12 protein-coding genes are annotated in these 14,891 nt (G+C 47.8%); 9 read left to right on the forward strand and 3 right to left on the reverse strand.

Going from position 1 to position 14,891, the window contains the following annotated elements; all coding sequences use genetic code 11:
* The first annotated feature begins 237 nt into the window (after positions 1–237).
* A complete protein-coding gene (locus VIM87_RS02835) occupies positions 238–1,440 on the forward strand; it encodes an efflux RND transporter periplasmic adaptor subunit (RefSeq protein WP_331995502.1) in 1,203 nt (400 codons plus the stop codon).
* 30 nt (positions 1,441–1,470) lie between these two features.
* Positions 1,471–1,998, forward strand: a complete 528-nt coding sequence (locus tag VIM87_RS02840; protein ID WP_331995503.1) for a DUF3347 domain-containing protein — start codon at positions 1,471–1,473, stop codon at positions 1,996–1,998.
* Positions 1,999–2,116: 118 nt separating this feature from the next.
* On the opposite strand, the gene VIM87_RS02845 is transcribed toward VIM87_RS02840, so the two are convergent.
* Positions 2,117–3,157 carry a mechanosensitive ion channel family protein gene (locus VIM87_RS02845; RefSeq protein WP_331995504.1) on the reverse strand — a complete coding sequence of 347 codons (1,041 nt, stop codon included), beginning with the start codon at positions 3,155–3,157 and terminating at the stop codon, positions 2,117–2,119.
* Between the two features lie 117 nt (positions 3,158–3,274).
* Between VIM87_RS02845 and VIM87_RS02850 the strand changes: the two genes are divergently transcribed.
* From VIM87_RS02850 to VIM87_RS02880, 7 genes are all read left to right on the forward strand, one after another.
* Positions 3,275–4,732: a hypothetical protein gene (locus VIM87_RS02850; protein ID WP_331995505.1), complete on the forward strand. Its 1,458-nt coding sequence runs from the start codon at positions 3,275–3,277 to the stop codon at positions 4,730–4,732.
* Between the two features lie 231 nt (positions 4,733–4,963).
* Positions 4,964–6,334, forward strand: coding sequence for a tryptophanase (locus tag VIM87_RS02855; RefSeq protein WP_331995506.1), 1,371 nt, complete (start codon positions 4,964–4,966; stop codon positions 6,332–6,334).
* A gap of 513 nt (positions 6,335–6,847) precedes the next feature.
* Positions 6,848–7,489 carry a TetR/AcrR family transcriptional regulator gene (locus VIM87_RS02860; RefSeq protein WP_331995507.1) on the forward strand — a complete coding sequence of 214 codons (642 nt, stop codon included), beginning with the start codon at positions 6,848–6,850 and terminating at the stop codon, positions 7,487–7,489.
* Positions 7,479–8,822 (forward strand): TolC family protein, encoded by a 1,344-nt coding sequence (locus VIM87_RS02865; protein ID WP_331995508.1) that lies wholly within the window; start codon positions 7,479–7,481, stop codon positions 8,820–8,822. The genes VIM87_RS02860 and VIM87_RS02865 overlap by 11 nt, the downstream gene beginning before the upstream one ends.
* 54 nt (positions 8,823–8,876) lie before the next feature.
* Positions 8,877–10,016 carry an HlyD family secretion protein gene (locus VIM87_RS02870; RefSeq protein ID WP_331995509.1) on the forward strand — a complete coding sequence of 380 codons (1,140 nt, stop codon included), beginning with the start codon at positions 8,877–8,879 and terminating at the stop codon, positions 10,014–10,016.
* A 19-nt stretch (positions 10,017–10,035) separates the two neighbouring features.
* Complete coding sequence (locus tag VIM87_RS02875; RefSeq protein WP_331995510.1) at positions 10,036–11,616, forward strand: DHA2 family efflux MFS transporter permease subunit; 1,581 nt, start codon at positions 10,036–10,038, stop codon at positions 11,614–11,616.
* A 270-nt stretch (positions 11,617–11,886) separates the two neighbouring features.
* A complete protein-coding gene (locus VIM87_RS02880) occupies positions 11,887–14,106 on the forward strand; it encodes an alpha-N-acetylglucosaminidase (RefSeq protein ID WP_331995511.1) in 2,220 nt (739 codons plus the stop codon).
* A 58-nt stretch (positions 14,107–14,164) separates the two neighbouring features.
* Here the strand turns inward: VIM87_RS02880 and VIM87_RS02885 are convergent, their stop codons facing one another.
* Together VIM87_RS02885 and VIM87_RS02890 are read right to left on the reverse strand one after the other, a co-directional pair.
* Complete coding sequence (locus VIM87_RS02885) at positions 14,165–14,563, reverse strand: DUF1634 domain-containing protein (RefSeq protein ID WP_217603880.1); 399 nt, start codon at positions 14,561–14,563, stop codon at positions 14,165–14,167.
* A gap of 3 nt (positions 14,564–14,566) precedes the next feature.
* A partial coding sequence (locus tag VIM87_RS02890; protein ID WP_331995512.1) for a sulfite exporter TauE/SafE family protein occupies positions 14,567–14,891 on the reverse strand: 325 nt, incomplete at its 5' end.

Consider the following 14,891-nt stretch of genomic DNA (forward strand, 5'->3'; position numbering starts at 1 on the left):
TACAGGTGCCCGATAGTATTGCCGGCTGGAACGTAGCCCGCAATGCTTATTACCTGGTAGATAGTGAAAGTTTTATTAAAGCAGCTGCTACAAACAAATAACATGAAACCGAGCATGAGACATTTTCTCACACAGGGGCATGTTAATGCGAGGTTTATCTCGTTCATTATTAAAATTTCTTTTGTCTCGATGCATCTTCGATGTCATCTGACCCGTAAAAAAATCAAATATTAACAGATGAAAAGGAAACATTTTATCAGTTTAATAGCGCTTCTGCTGTTGTTCTTCACAGCTTGCAATACGAAGAAAACGGCGGATGCCGGTAACGCGCAAAGCTACACCTGCCCTATGCATCCGCAGATTGTGCAGCACGGACCGGGCGCCTGCCCCATTTGCGGTATGGACCTGGTGCCGGTAAGTGAAATGAATAACAAGCAGGAGCTGATGCTGAATGAAAGTCAGATCGCATTAGCCAACATCAGCACCCTGGAAATAGGCAGCAGCAACCTGGATAATTACAAACGCCTGAATGGCAGGCTGGCCATAGACCCGCAACGCACCGTATACATCAGCAGCCGGGTAGGGGGCCGTATTGAACAGCTGTATGTGAAAGAAACCGGTGTACCCGTACATAAAGGCCAGGCCCTGTACAAAATATATTCTGAACAATTAGCCGGCCTGCAGCAGGAGTACCTGATTGCCGCCGCACAAACCGCCGCCTTCCCGGACAACGCCCGATTTAAACAGATTGAAGCAGCCGCCCGGCAGAAGCTGCTGTTATATGATGTAGCTGCACATACCCTTGAGCAGCTGAAGCAGCAAAAGAAAACAGATCCCTACATCACCTACACCGCCGCCATAGATGGAGTAGTGGCCGCCTTACCGGTAAGCGAAGGCCAGTATGTAGCAGAAGGCAGCACGGTTATGCAGCTGGAAAATTATGACGCCTTGTGGGTAGAGGCAGATGTATACCCCGCAGAGCTGAGCCAGGTAAGCATCGGTAAAAAGGTAAAAGTAGCGGTGAGCGGCTGGGAGAACCAGCCCCTGGATATGCAGGTGGATTTTATTACACCGGCCCTGCAAACCGGCACACAGTTGGCCCAAATAAGAGGCACTATTCCCAATACAGGTCATCAATGGCAGCCCGGTATGCAGGCTAATATTTACCTGCCTGCCGCCAGCAGCAGCAATGTGCTAACCTTACCGGTAAATGCCGTGATCCGCGACCAGAAAGGCACGCATGTATGGCTAAAAAAAGGAGGCAACCGTTTTGTTCCCCGTATTGTAAAAACCGGAACAGAGAACGCAGACCAGGTAGAGATCACAGCAGGCCTGCAGGCCGGTGATGCCGTAGTAGTAACCGGCGCCTACCTGCTGTACAGCGAGTACGTGCTGAAAAAAGGCGCTGATCCATTATCACATAACACACATAAACACTAATTTTTTTTAACTGATAAACCATTTGATTTTATGCTTAAACAAACTTTGCAAGTACTGGCCGTTACCTTACTGGCCGCCTGCGGTAACAATGCAGAAAACAAAACAGCTGATAATGCGGAAGATCAATCTACCGTAACAGTAGCGGCCGCACCCGTAAAATTAAAAGATGAAAAAGTGAATAATGTGTACCAGCATTACGTGCACCTCACTACCGCCCTGGTGAACAGCGACAGCACCGAAGCTAAGAACGCCGGTGCAGCCATTGAAGCAGGCGCTAAAGAATTACCCGGTGCAGATAGTATTATTGCCAACGCCAAAAGAATAGCGCAGTCATCTTCCCTGGAAGATCAGCGGCAGCAATACATCAGTTTAAGCACTGCCGTAATCACGCTGGTACGTTCAACCGGTGTAAGCAGCGGAGAATTGTATGTGGATTATTGTCCCATGGCTAACAATGAAAAAGGCGCCAGCTGGCTCTCATCCAGCAAGGACATTAAAAATCCCTATTTCGGGGATGAAATGTTGACGTGCGGGGAAGTGAAGGAAACGATTAAATAATGTGCAGATGATAAATGTGCAGATGTGCAAATTTCTACCATTTGCACATCTGCATATTCATGTTCAAACTTATAAGTAAATCAGCTTATTCCATCTGCACATCTGCATATCTGCACATCTACACATCTTTTGTGATCTCCGCCCTCGTCTTCGGCAGGCTCTCCGGGTATTTTTCCTGCACAAAGGCAATCATACGCTCCCTTAAAAAACAGCGAAGGTCAAACGCCTGGCCGGAGTTCACAGCGCTGATAAGCAAACGTACTTCCATGGTACGGTCCGTAGCATTGGTAACCTGCATTACTTTTACCCGCTTATCCCACAGGGGATGATCTTCCACCAGCCGGAAAAATTCTTCCCGCAAAGCATCCACCGGTGCAGAATAATCCAGGTATAAGAACACGGTGCCCAATATGGCCGATCCTGTGCGGGTCCAGTTCTGAAACGGCTTTTCAATAAAATAGTTAATAGGTAAGATCAGCTTGCGCTGATCCCAGATGCCCAGCACCACATAAGTGAGCGTAATTTCTTCTACACGTCCCCACTCATTTTCCACGATCAGCACATCATCAATACGGATAGGCTGCGTAAAAGCGATCTGTAATCCCGCCAGGAAATTACCCAGCGAGCGCTGCGCGGCAAAACCTACAATAATACCACCCACACCAACACCGGTTAGCAGGCCGGTGCCAATTTTACGCAGGCTGTCAAAGCTCAGTAATACAGCGCACAACACTAATATGGTAATAATGGTCACCGCTATTTTGCGTAAGAACTGCAGCTGCGTACGGATCTTGCGTTCCCGCAGGTTGTCGGCCTTGCGCAGGTCATAGGCATGTACAATGTAATCTTCCAAAACTTTAACAATTCCTATCAGCACATACCCGAACGTGATGATCAGCAGCACCTCTACCGTGGAGCTCAATAGCTTCAGCTGTTTGGGATGCAGGTCCATCAGCGGCATCATCATGTTTAAAACCAGCACCGGTAAAAAGAAATTAACGGGCCTGCCTAAACGCTTTACAATGGAGCGCATCATGGAATAATCTTCCACAGGCGTTTTGGTGGTCTTGTGAATGAACAGCGCCAATAACCATTTAATAACATAGCCGGTAATAAGCGCACAGGCCGCCAGTATTATGTTTCCAACAAAAGGCGGCAAATGGCTGAGTTGTCGTTCTATTAATTCAAGCATGTTTCTAAAGTAACAAACGATCTCCTTTTTTCAAAACAATTGAATGGTATAGTGTTTGTGCCGCATTCATAAAAATGTAGCACTATGGGAAAAGACAGAGAAGGAAGATATATTCCACCAAAAGGAAAACCCTCCGGTTCCGGCAAAGAAGGCAACCTGGGCCTCAGGCGCACCATTGATGAAGAAGGGCTGAAACGGGATGAAGAAATGACGGAGAAATATACGAGTGGCGAAGATACCCTGGCCCCCAATGTACATATGCGCCACCCTAACCGTAATACGGCAAAAGGAGAGCAGGAAGAATATGCCGCACAGCAGAAATCGCAGAACACCTATAAGAACCGGTATGATACTGCACCTGCCGTTGTAATTCAGGCTGAACCATTACCGGCAACCCTGGACAGGAGCGGCTTTAAAGATCTGGCACAATACAGGGCTGATCCTTGCATTACTTTATATATGCCTACCCACCGTTCCGGTGTGGAAGTAAATGAACAGCAGGATGCTATTTTATTTAAACAAATGCTGCAGCAGGTACAGCAGCAGCTGGGGCAAAAAGGTTTTCCGCCCGACAAGATTGAATCCTTGCTAAAACCGGGTTTTGACCTGTACCACGATGAAACTTTTTGGCGGAGCCAGCAACGCGGCTTAGGTGTATTCATTGCAGATAACTATTTCAGGTATATTCAGCTGCCCTTTGAAGTGACGCAGCATTGTTATATCAACCACTCGTTCCATACCAGTGCATTATTACCGCTGTTAAACAGTAAAGAGCAGTTTTATTTGCTGGTGCTGAGCAAGCACAAAGCCACCTTATATGAGGCAGATGCTTTTGGTATGCATAAAGTAGAAGTACCGGGTATGCCGGATGGTATGTTTGATGTGGTACACTTTGAGGAAAAAGATGATCAGCAGCTGTTCCGCACCGGCGGCTCCGGGGCCGGGCATGGTGCAAACTATCATGGTATGGGATCCGGCACGCCGGATGATAAAGCCAACATTTCGATGTACCTGGATGAGGTGGACGAAACCATCTGGAAAGAAGTATTATCTACCAAACATATACCCCTGATGCTGGCAGCAGTAGAGTATATTATTCCCATTTTCAAAAAGCGCACAAAGTATAAGCATATTGTTGAAGAAGCGCTCATTGGAAACCATGAGCATGAAAGTATACCGGCGTTGTTTGAAAAGGCACGGGAAAAAATGCAGCCTCATTTTAAGCTGCATCAGCAGCAGGTATTGGAGCGTTATGCCAATAACAGCGCCAACGGTAACACTTCCTCTATTGTGGCAGATGTGATTCCCGCCTGTTATTATTCCCAGGCCGATGTGCTGTTTGTAGAAAAAGGTGCGCAGCTATGGGGAACATTTAATGAGCAGGATAACCAGTTAACCCTGCATGATACCGAACAGCAGGGCGATGAATGCCTGGTAAATGCCGCTGCCGCAAAAGCCGTGGAAACCGGCGCCGAAGTATTTATCTTAAATAAGGAAGAAATGCCGGCCGATAGTGCACTGGCAGCCATTATGCGATTTTAGTACATGCATATAGATTAGGGATGGCCGGCGTTACATAGTGAGCGCCGGCTTTTTTTTATAATTAATTATTAGCTATTTTCGCAGCAGTATGAACCTCTGGAAAAATATAATCAAAAGCCCTACCTGATCCCGCCCGGTTCTGCAGACTCCCTTTTTTTATTATCCGCATAAGAGCGCTCTCTCTGAGAGTAGCTGCTGTATGCCTGTTCACAACAAAATCTTAACAACCCAATGAAAACAATTATAGAACCGTTCCGGATCAAATCCGTTGAGCCTATTTATTTTACTACCCGTGAAGAACGTATCCGCATCTTAAAAGAAGCGCATTACAATCCCTTCCTCATCCATGCCCGCGATGTGATCATTGACCTGCTTACCGACAGCGGCACCAGCGCCATGAGCAGCGAGCAATGGGCCGGTATAATGCGCGGCGATGAAAGCTATGCCGGCAGCGAAAGCTTTTTCCGCTTCGAAAGCTCCGTACGTAACATTACTGCTATGTCGTACATTATACCCACCCACCAGGGCCGCGCTGCAGAAAAAATACTGTTCAGCATTATGGGCGGTAAGGGTAAATATTTTGTGAGCAACACTTTGTTTGATACCACCCGGGCTAATATTGAGTTTTCCGGGGCCACCGGGGTAGACCTGTTATGCGATGAAGGCAAGCAGCCCGCGCTGGTAGCGCCTTTCAAGGGGAATATGAATGTAGCTGCGCTGGAACAGTTTATCCGGGAAAAAGGCGCCGGAAATATTCCCATGGTAATTATTACCGTAACCAATAACTCCGGCGGGGGCCAGCCCGTAAGCATGGAAAATGTAAAAGCCGTAAAAGCTGTCTGCAAAAAACATGGCATCCACCTGTTTATTGATGCCTGCCGTTTTGCAGAGAACTGTTACTTCATAAAAAAGCGGGAGCCCGGCTATGCGGACCAGTCCATACTGGCTATTGCACAGGAGCTGTTTTCCTACGCAGATGGCTGTACGATGAGCGCCAAGAAAGATGCCTTTGCCAACATTGGCGGTTTCCTGGCTATGCACGATGAGCAGCTGGCCATGGAGTGCCGCAACCTGCTGATCATTACAGAAGGGTTCCCCACCTATGGCGGGCTGGCCGGCCGCGACCTGGAAGCCATTGCCATTGGACTGGAAGAGGTGCTGAAAGAAGATTACCTGCAATACCGCATCCGCAGTATTGAATATATAGGGGAGAAGCTGGATGCAGCCGGGGTGCCTTATATTAAACCAACCGGCGGCCACGCGGTGTACCTGGATGCAAAGGCTTTTCTGCCGCACATTCCGGTGCATGAATACCCGGGCCAGGCGCTGTGCGCTGCCTTATATACAGAAGGAGGGGTGCGGGGTGTGGAAATAGGCTCCGTAATGTTTGGTAAATATGCGGAAGATGGTTCCCTGCTGCCGGCCGCTATGGAATTAGTGCGGCTGGCCATTCCGCGCCGGGTATACACCCAAAGCCATATTGATTATGTGGCTGAGGTGATCCTGGAAGTATTTAAACAGCGGAATAGCATTAAAGGTTACCGGATCACCTATGAAACGCCGCTGCTACGGCACTTTATAGCGCATTTTGAACAATTATAGCTTGCATACCGGGCTGACTAAAAAGAATGTAAAATCATAAATGTAAAATGAAATGCCACGATTCCAAGTAGGCTTATATTCCCGGCATTTTACTTTATATTTATCTCGTTCATAAAGTCTTTTCAATGGTCTCTATGAACCTCCTTCGTCGGTTTATGATTTAAAATTTTACATTCTTTTTTGTCAGCCCCCTTTATGAACCCCTTCTTCACACCGATCTCCCTTTCCCCGTTACCCCATAAATAAAAGGATCACTTTTTGATGGCACAATGCTATATCCGTTAAAACCGCCTTTTAAAAACCGCATTTACGTATTTATAAAATAACTACAGGATAAGTTAATTTCCCCCGGTTTCGCATTTTTACGAAAAAAGACAACTTAGTTAACGTTTTAAGTAATTTTAAATCAAATGATTACAAATTGTTTTAAATAAAATTCAATTAAACATTTGTTTAACTTAAACAAACGTTTAACTTTGCATCTGTTTAACTGAGTGTTTAAATAGTGAAATAATGGAGGAAGCGATAATGGACTATAATCAAAAACAGTTGCAGATCCTGGACACGGCAGAGCGTTTATTCGCGATGCATGGTTTCCACGGCGCTTCTGTAAGAGATATTGCGCAAGAGGCTGATGTGAACATCGCGATGATTTCTTATTACTTCGGATCAAAAGAACGGCTCATAGAAGCAATTTTCCTGAAAAGGGTAATGGATGTAAAGAACGGCCTGGATGAGCTGGTGAAAAATAAAGAGCTAGCCCCGCTGGAAAAGATCAACCAGCTGATAGAGTTGTTTGTTGCTAAAATATCCGACCGCCCCTACTTCTGCCGTATTATGGTACGCGCACAAGCCACCCAGGAAGGCGTACCCACAGAGCTGATCCATGAGGTAAAGAAGCAGATGTACGACCTGGTGAAAAAGCTCATCACGGAAGGTCAGAAGAAAGGCGCGTTTTTAGGGGATATTGATACCATGATGATGGTGAACACCCTGGTAGGCACCAGTAACCATGTGATCATTTCCCAGAACTTCCTGAAAAAAGTATGGAACCAGGAAGCAATACCGGAAGATAAATTCCGTCAACAGTTAAAAGAAAGAGTAAGCAACCATTTGAAAAAATTATTTAAAGTCGTATTAACAGATGAACGCTAAGAGCAAATACAGATCGTTATGGATGTTGGTGCTGCCGCTGTTACTGGCCTTTAGTATACCCGGCCGGGCGCAGGATGGCAAAGTGCTGACCTTAAAAGATGCCATTGATCTGAGTATTAAAAACAGCAAGCAGTTACGATTAAACCAAACCAAAATTACTTCTGCGCTGAACGCCGTAAGGGACGCTAAGGCCAGGCAGCTGCCGGATGCAAACATTTCCGGCTCTTACCTCCGGGTGAACAAGCCGAACATTGACATGAAATCAAGCGGCGATAGCAGCGGTGGCGGTAGCAGCAGCTTTTCAGATGTAAACCAGGTGGCTTATGGATTGGCTACCATTTCCGTACCCCTGTTCTCCGGCTTTAAGATCCAGGCAGCAAAGGAATCTGCCCGTTACCTGGCAGAAGCCGCCAAGCTGGATGCAGACCTGGACCGTGAAGATGTAATTCAGAATACTATAGCAGCTTACAGCAACTTATATAAGGCAACGGTAGCCGTGAACCTGGTAAGGGAAAACCTGAAACAGCAGGAGCAGCGTACCACCGACTTTTCCAACATGGAAAAGAATGGCATCATGGCCCGTAACGACCTGTTAAAGGCCCAGCTGCAGCAGTCTAATATAGAAGTAGCCTTAACACAGGCAGAAAGCGATCTGAAAATAGCCCGCATCAATATGAACATTATGCTGGGCTTACCGGAAGATACTAACATGGACCTGGATACAACCTTTTTGGCACAGGCAGGTGGCGAGGAAAAAGCAGTAACAGATTGGGAACAAGTCGCACAGCAAAAACGTAAGGACGCCGCCTCCCTGCAGGCCCATGAAAAAGCCGCCTACGCAGGCATTAAATCAGCCAAGGGAGATTATTACCCTTCCCTGGCGCTCACCGGTGGTTATGTAGCCGCCTACATTCCCCACGTAATAACCGTAACCAATGCGGTGAACGTAGGGGTAGGGCTGAAGTACAACCTGGGCTCCTTATGGAAAACAGGTTCAAAGGTAGATGACGCCAAGAACGAGCTGAATGCAGTAAAGATCAATGAAGAAATGCTGAATGATCAGATCCATATCCAGGTGAACCAGGCATACGAGAACTATGTTGTAAGTATGAAGAAGATCAGCATGTACGAAAAAGCAATTGAGCAGGCAGACGAAAACTACCGCATTACCAGGAACAAACATACCAACGCCCTGGCAACTACTACAGACCTGCTGGAAGCAGATGTTGCAGAGCTGCAGGCAAAGCTGAACTACACCTCTGCCCGTGCAGACGCTGTAGTATCCTACAACAAGCTGTTACAATCAGCCGGTTTACTGGGAGAGAATAAATGAGCGCAAAACAAAAAGTAATTAAAACACAACCAACAATTTCAATTTAAGGTCTTTATGGAAACACAAGTAAATGAAGTAAGATCTGCCGGCAATAAAACAGGAAACGCTGCCCCACAGGAGCAACCACCTAAAAGGAACATGCGTTTCATCATTATTCTTGCAGTGCTGGTGATCGGCGGTGCCGCATTTGGTATCAGTAAGTATGTTCATGCATTGCATCATGAGGAAACAGACAATGCGCAGATCGATGCAAATGTGAGCCCGGTAATACCCCGTGTAAGCGGTTATGTTACCTCCATACGGGTAAAGGATAACCAGGATGTAAAGAAAGGCGATACCCTGATAGTGCTGGATGATCGTGATCTGCAGATCAAGCTGCAGCAGGCAGAAGCATCCCTGGTAGCCGCACAGGCTAATGTAGGTGTGGCGCAGGCCAATACAGAAGCTTCACAGGTGAACATTACCACTTCCCGTGCAAATGTAGCAACGGTAAATGCACAGATAGAAGCCGCCAAAGTAAATGTATGGCGTGCCAGCCAGGATTATGATCGTTACGCAAACCTGATCAAGGACCACTCCATTACCCAACAGCAGTATGAGGAGGCACTGGCCGCCAAACAAACCGCTGAAAGGCAATTGCAGGTGCTGCAGGAGCAGAAGTCATATGCTGCACAGCAAACCAACGGCGTAGCTTCCCAGAGTAATGCTACCGCCCGCCAGATAGCCGCTGCACAGGCAGTGATCAAAGAAAAGGAAGCAGATGTGAACAACGCAAAGCTGAACCTTTCCTACACCGTGATCACTGCACCCGAAGCCGGCCGCGTATCTAAGGTATACGTACAGCCCGGGCAGTATTTACAGGCCGGACAGTCACTGTTCAGCATTGTAACCGATAACTCCGTATGGGTAGTAGCCAACTTTAAGGAAACCCAGCTGGATAAAATGAAGGTAGGACAAAAAGTAAGCGTGCATGTGGATGCCTTCCCGGAAAAGAGCCTGGATGCGCATGTATCCTCTTTCTCACCGGCTACCGGCGCACGTTTTGCGCTGCTGCCCCCGGACAATGCTACCGGTAACTTCGTGAAAGTGGTACAACGTCTGCCCGTGAAGATCGAATTCGATAACCCGAACGATCCGGTTGTAAAACAGCTGCGCGCGGGCCTGAACGTTGATGTGGACGTACACCTTGACTAATAATCATTAGATTAATTTTATGACACAACAGGCATCATTGGTTGAATACGGCGCCCGCCGGGTGATCATCACCATCACGGCTATATTCTGCGCGCTGCTGGAAATAGTGGATACCACTATTGTGAACGTGGCCCTGAATGATATGCGGGGTAACCTGGGCGCAACCATGAGTGAAATAGGATGGGTGGTAACAGCGTATGCCATTGGTAACGTAATTATCATACCCATGACCAGCTGGCTGGCGCAACAATTTGGCCGCCGCAATTATTTTGCCGTATCTATTGTCATGTTTACGATCGCCTCCTTTTTGTGCGGTAATGCATCCACCCTGTGGGAGCTGGTGTTGTTCCGCTTTATACAGGGGGTAGGCGGCGGCGCCCTGCTGGTAACCTCGCAAACCATTATTACAGAAAGCTATCCGCCTGAAAAACGTGGTATGGCGCAGGCCATCTACGGTTTAGGGGTGATCATAGGCCCAACCCTGGGCCCCCCTTTAGGAGGTTATATTATCGATACATCTGCATGGCCTAATATCTTTTACATCAATATACCCATAGGAATTATAGCCACCTTGTTAACACTGCAGTTTGTGCGTAGTCCCAAATATGCAGAGAAGAAAGCAGCGAATGAAATTGATTGGTGGGGTATAGGTTTCCTGGCAGCCGCAGTAGGAGCGTTGCAATATGTGCTGGAGCGCGGGCAGGAAGACGACTGGTTCAATGATTCAACCATCACCATCTTAACAGTGGTGTCGGTGTTAGGATTTTTCTTTTTCGTTTGGCGGGAATTGGTGTACAAAAATCCAATAGTAGAGCTGCGTGTACTAAAGAATGGGAATTTACGGATCGGAACAATTTTATCTTTTATCATGGGATTTGGCTTATACGGGTCCACCTTCGTTTTACCCCTGTATACACAAGGGTTAATGGGGTGGACCGCCACGCAGTCCGGTTTGCTGATGCTGCCCGCTGCGCTCATGACGGCCTTTATGATGCCGCTGATCGGTAAAATGCTGGAAAAAGGAATACCGCAGCCCTACCTGATCGCCGCTGGCATGATCTCGTTCTTCGTTTACAGCTTTTGGGGTTATAAGATCATTTCCCCCGATACCGGTAAACCGGATTTCTTCTGGATGCTGATCGTACGTGGGGTAGGTTTGGGCCTGCTGTTCATACCCATCACGGCCATGTCGCTCTCCTCCCTGAAAGGAGTGCAGATAGGGCAGGGTGCAGCCTTCACAGGCATGATGCGGCAGCTGGGCGGTTCATTCGGGATTGCGTTGATCACTACTTTCGTATCCCGCCGCAATGAGCTGCACCGTGTAGACCTGGTGAGCAAGCTGGATACCAATAACCCGGATGTAATGAACCGGGTGCACAGTATGCAGGCCAATTTTATGCACAAGGGCATGGATGCCTCAACGGCGCTGAAAAGCGCCTACCAGTCGCTGGAATACACTGTTATTAAGCAGCAAACCGTGTTGTCTTATATGGATGTGTTCCTGTACCTGGGTGTGCTGTTCCTGATCTTTGTGCCGATCGTATTGCTGGTGAAGAGTAATAAAAAAGCAGGAAAATTAGACGCATCCGCCATGCACTAATAAATGTGCTAATATGCCAATGTGCTAATGTGCCGGTGTTTGTTAAAGATTGTTTATAATAATATACCAGCACATTAGCATATCAGCAAATTAACTAATTATAAAGTTATGTTACTAACAGTGTAACAGTTGTAGGTTTAGGTAAAAGCCGGAATATTCTTGTTCCGGTTTTCTTTTTTTATAAGGATGGTAACAATCTCCCTGGCAGTATTATCTTTATACCACATCCCGCCAGAAATAACAGTGAACTAAATTGTACAACAGAGAGATATGCAATCATCATTTCTAAAGGTTTTTTATACAGGCCTCTTATGCCTGTTAGGCATCGCCCTGCAAATACATGCCGCTGCCCCGGATAAAACCGCTATTGACGGCCTGGTAAAACGGGTATTAAAAGAGCAGGCCGCGCATTTTGAAACCGCCTTCATCCCGCAGGAGAACGGTAAGGATGTATTTGAGCTGGAAAGCAGCAATGGTAAAATACTGCTCAAAGGCAGCAATGGCCTTAGCATAGCCAGCGCGCTCAATTACTATTTACATAACTACGCGCATTGTGATGTAAGCTGGAACGGTACCAACCTGCAGCTGCCGCAGCCCCTGCCGGTAGTGGATGCCAAAGTGCACAAAACCACGCCCTACAAATACCGCTATTACCTGAACTACTGCACCTTTAACTACACCATCAGCTGGTGGAAATGGGAGCGCTGGCAATGGGAAATAGACTGGATGGCGCTGAACGGCATTAACATGCCCCTGGCGCTTACCGGGCAAAACTCCATCTGGGACCGTGTATATAAAAGCCTGGGTTTTACTGACAAGGATCTGAGCAATTTTTACAGCGGCCCAACCTATTTTAACTGGTTTTGGATGGGTAACCTGGATGGCTGGGGCGGCCCGCTGCCTCAGAGCTTCATGAAAGGCCACGAAGCGCTGCAAAAGCAGATCCTGGAAAGGGAACGGTCATTAGGCATGACGCCCGTGCTGCCGGCTTTTACCGGCCATGTGCCGCCGGCATTTAAAGATAAATTTCCCAATGCAAAAGTAAAACGCACTAACTGGGATGCAGGCTTTGATGATGTATACATCCTGGACCCCGCCGATCCGATGTTTGCGGAAATAGGCCGCCGGTTTATGGAAGAGGAGATCCGCACCTTTGGTACCGATCACCTGTACTCTTCCGATACTTTTAATGAAAACCTGCCGCCCACCAATGATTCCGTGTTCCTGCATCAGATCAGCAAAAAAATATACCAGTCAATGGCCGCAGTGGATACAGCTGCCATTTGGGTAATGCAGGGCTGGATGTTCCACTACCAGAAAGATTTCTGGCATCCTGCGCAGATCCAGGCTTTAATGACCGCTGCGCCGGATGATAAAATGGTGGTGCTGGACCTGTTCAGTGAGAATTATCCCGTTTGGAACCGCACGGAAGCCTATTACGGCAAACAATGGATCTGGTGTATGCTGCAGAACTTTGGCGGCAACATCAGCATGTACGGCCGTATGGATAATGTAGCCAATGATCCGGCTAATGCGTTGCACGATCCATCTGCTAAGAACCTGGTCGGTATTGGCGTAACGCCGGAAGGCATAGAACAAAACCCGGTAATGTATGCGCTGATGCTGGAAAATGTATGGCGCGATCAGCCCATTGACCTTAACACCTGGTTAAAAGCGTATGCCCTTCGCCGTTATGGCCGGCAAAATGACGCCGCAGAAAAGGCCTGGGATATTTTACATAGAACCGTTTACAGCGGCGGCCTTACAGAAGGCGGTCCGGAAAGCATCTTAACCGGCCGGCCTGGTTTTAAAACGGAAACTACCCGTACTAAAACTATGCTGGCCTATGACCCCGCTGCGCTGATACCCGCCTGGGACAATATGATGCAGGCAGCAGCAGCCCTTAAAAGCAGCGATGGCTTCCAGTATGATGTGGTGGATGTTACCCGGCAGGTGCTGGCCAACTATGCGGATTCCCTGCAGCAGCAGTTTGCCAGGGCTTATCAAAAGAACGATGCGGTAGCCTTTAAAAAATACAGCGGGCAGTTCCTGGTGCTGCTCACTGATATGGACCGCTTACTGGCCACCCGTAAGGATTTCCTGTTGGGCCGCTGGCTGCAGGATGCTAAGGGCTGGGGCACCACACCTGCGGAAAAAGCGCTGTTTGAAAAGAATGCCCGCGACCTGGTAACCCTTTGGGGCGATAAGAACAGCGAGCTGCATGAATACTCCAGCCGCCAATGGTCAGGTTTGATCAACAACTTTTATAAAGCCCGCTGGGCACAGTTTTTCACGTATGTAAATACCTGCATGCAACAGCACAAGCCTGTTGATGAAAAGTATTTTGATGAAAAAATGAAGGATTGGGAATGGCAATGGGTAAATGGGCATGAGCTGTATGCTGCAACACCGAAAGGCAACGCAGTGGCCACCGCCCAAGAGCTCTACAATAAGTACAGCGGAGTAATAAAAGCTACGTACAACAATTAATTATTAATCATTAATTATTAATTATAGCGCTGCAGGGAGGCAGCGCTATCCGGCAGCGCTATCCGCCCAGGCCTCCCAGCATGCTGAATAAAATAACACCCAGCACAATAAGGGTAATTACAATATACAGGTAGTCTTTTTCTACCGTGAACGCAAATACGGAGAACAGGATGCGGGCAATAGGAGTGGCGATCAGCAGCACCACGCCCAGCTGAATAATTTCACGCCCGTGGCCCAGGAATACGCCGCGCATAATGGCGGGCAGGTTATCCCAGCGGTTGTTAGGCCCTGCAAAATCGCGGTATTCCGGTATTTCATGCCCATGCCGCATAATGTAAATGATACCGCCTGCCAGCACTACTATGCTGGACAGTATTACGCCATAGCGCAGCAGCGTGCCCAGTAAAACTTCCACATCTTTATCTTCCCAGTATTTTCGGGATAACAATCGCTTCATGCGTTATAATTTTCCGGTAACCCCGTTATAGATCATTTGTAATGCCAGCAGCGTGATCACCACGCCAAACACAAGGCGCAGCGTTTTGGTATTGGCCTTTGCCAATATCTTAGTGCCGCCCAATGCACCTGCCAGCACACCCAGCACCACCGGCAGGCACAGCCCCGGATCAATGTAGCCCCGCTGCAAATACACTACGGCGCTGGCAGCAGCCGTTACGCCTATCATGAAGTTGCTGGTAGTGGTAGACACTTTAAAAGGCACCTTCATCATATTATCCATAGCCAGCACTTTTAAAGCGCCGGAGCCAATGCCCAGTAAGCCGGAG

The organism is Chitinophaga sp. (genome assembly GCF_036569125.1).
Taxonomy (GTDB): Bacteria; Bacteroidota; Bacteroidia; order Chitinophagales; family Chitinophagaceae; genus Chitinophaga.

Coding starts and splice junctions, on each gene's coding strand:
- VIM87_RS02835 (WP_331995502.1), top strand. CDS start 238: ATGAAAAGGAAACATTTTATCAGTTTAATAGCGCTTCTGCTGTTGTTC.
- VIM87_RS02840 (WP_331995503.1), top strand. CDS start 1,471: ATGCTTAAACAAACTTTGCAAGTACTGGCCGTTACCTTACTGGCCGCC.
- VIM87_RS02850 (WP_331995505.1), top strand. CDS start 3,275: ATGGGAAAAGACAGAGAAGGAAGATATATTCCACCAAAAGGAAAACCC.
- VIM87_RS02855 (WP_331995506.1), top strand. CDS start 4,964: ATGAAAACAATTATAGAACCGTTCCGGATCAAATCCGTTGAGCCTATT.
- VIM87_RS02860 (WP_331995507.1), top strand. CDS start 6,848: ATGGAGGAAGCGATAATGGACTATAATCAAAAACAGTTGCAGATCCTG.
- VIM87_RS02865 (WP_331995508.1), top strand. CDS start 7,479: ATGAACGCTAAGAGCAAATACAGATCGTTATGGATGTTGGTGCTGCCG.
- VIM87_RS02870 (WP_331995509.1), top strand. CDS start 8,877: ATGGAAACACAAGTAAATGAAGTAAGATCTGCCGGCAATAAAACAGGA.
- VIM87_RS02875 (WP_331995510.1), top strand. CDS start 10,036: ATGACACAACAGGCATCATTGGTTGAATACGGCGCCCGCCGGGTGATC.
- VIM87_RS02880 (WP_331995511.1), top strand. CDS start 11,887: ATGCAATCATCATTTCTAAAGGTTTTTTATACAGGCCTCTTATGCCTG.
- VIM87_RS02885 (WP_217603880.1), bottom strand. CDS start 14,563: ATGAAGCGATTGTTATCCCGAAAATACTGGGAAGATAAAGATGTGGAA.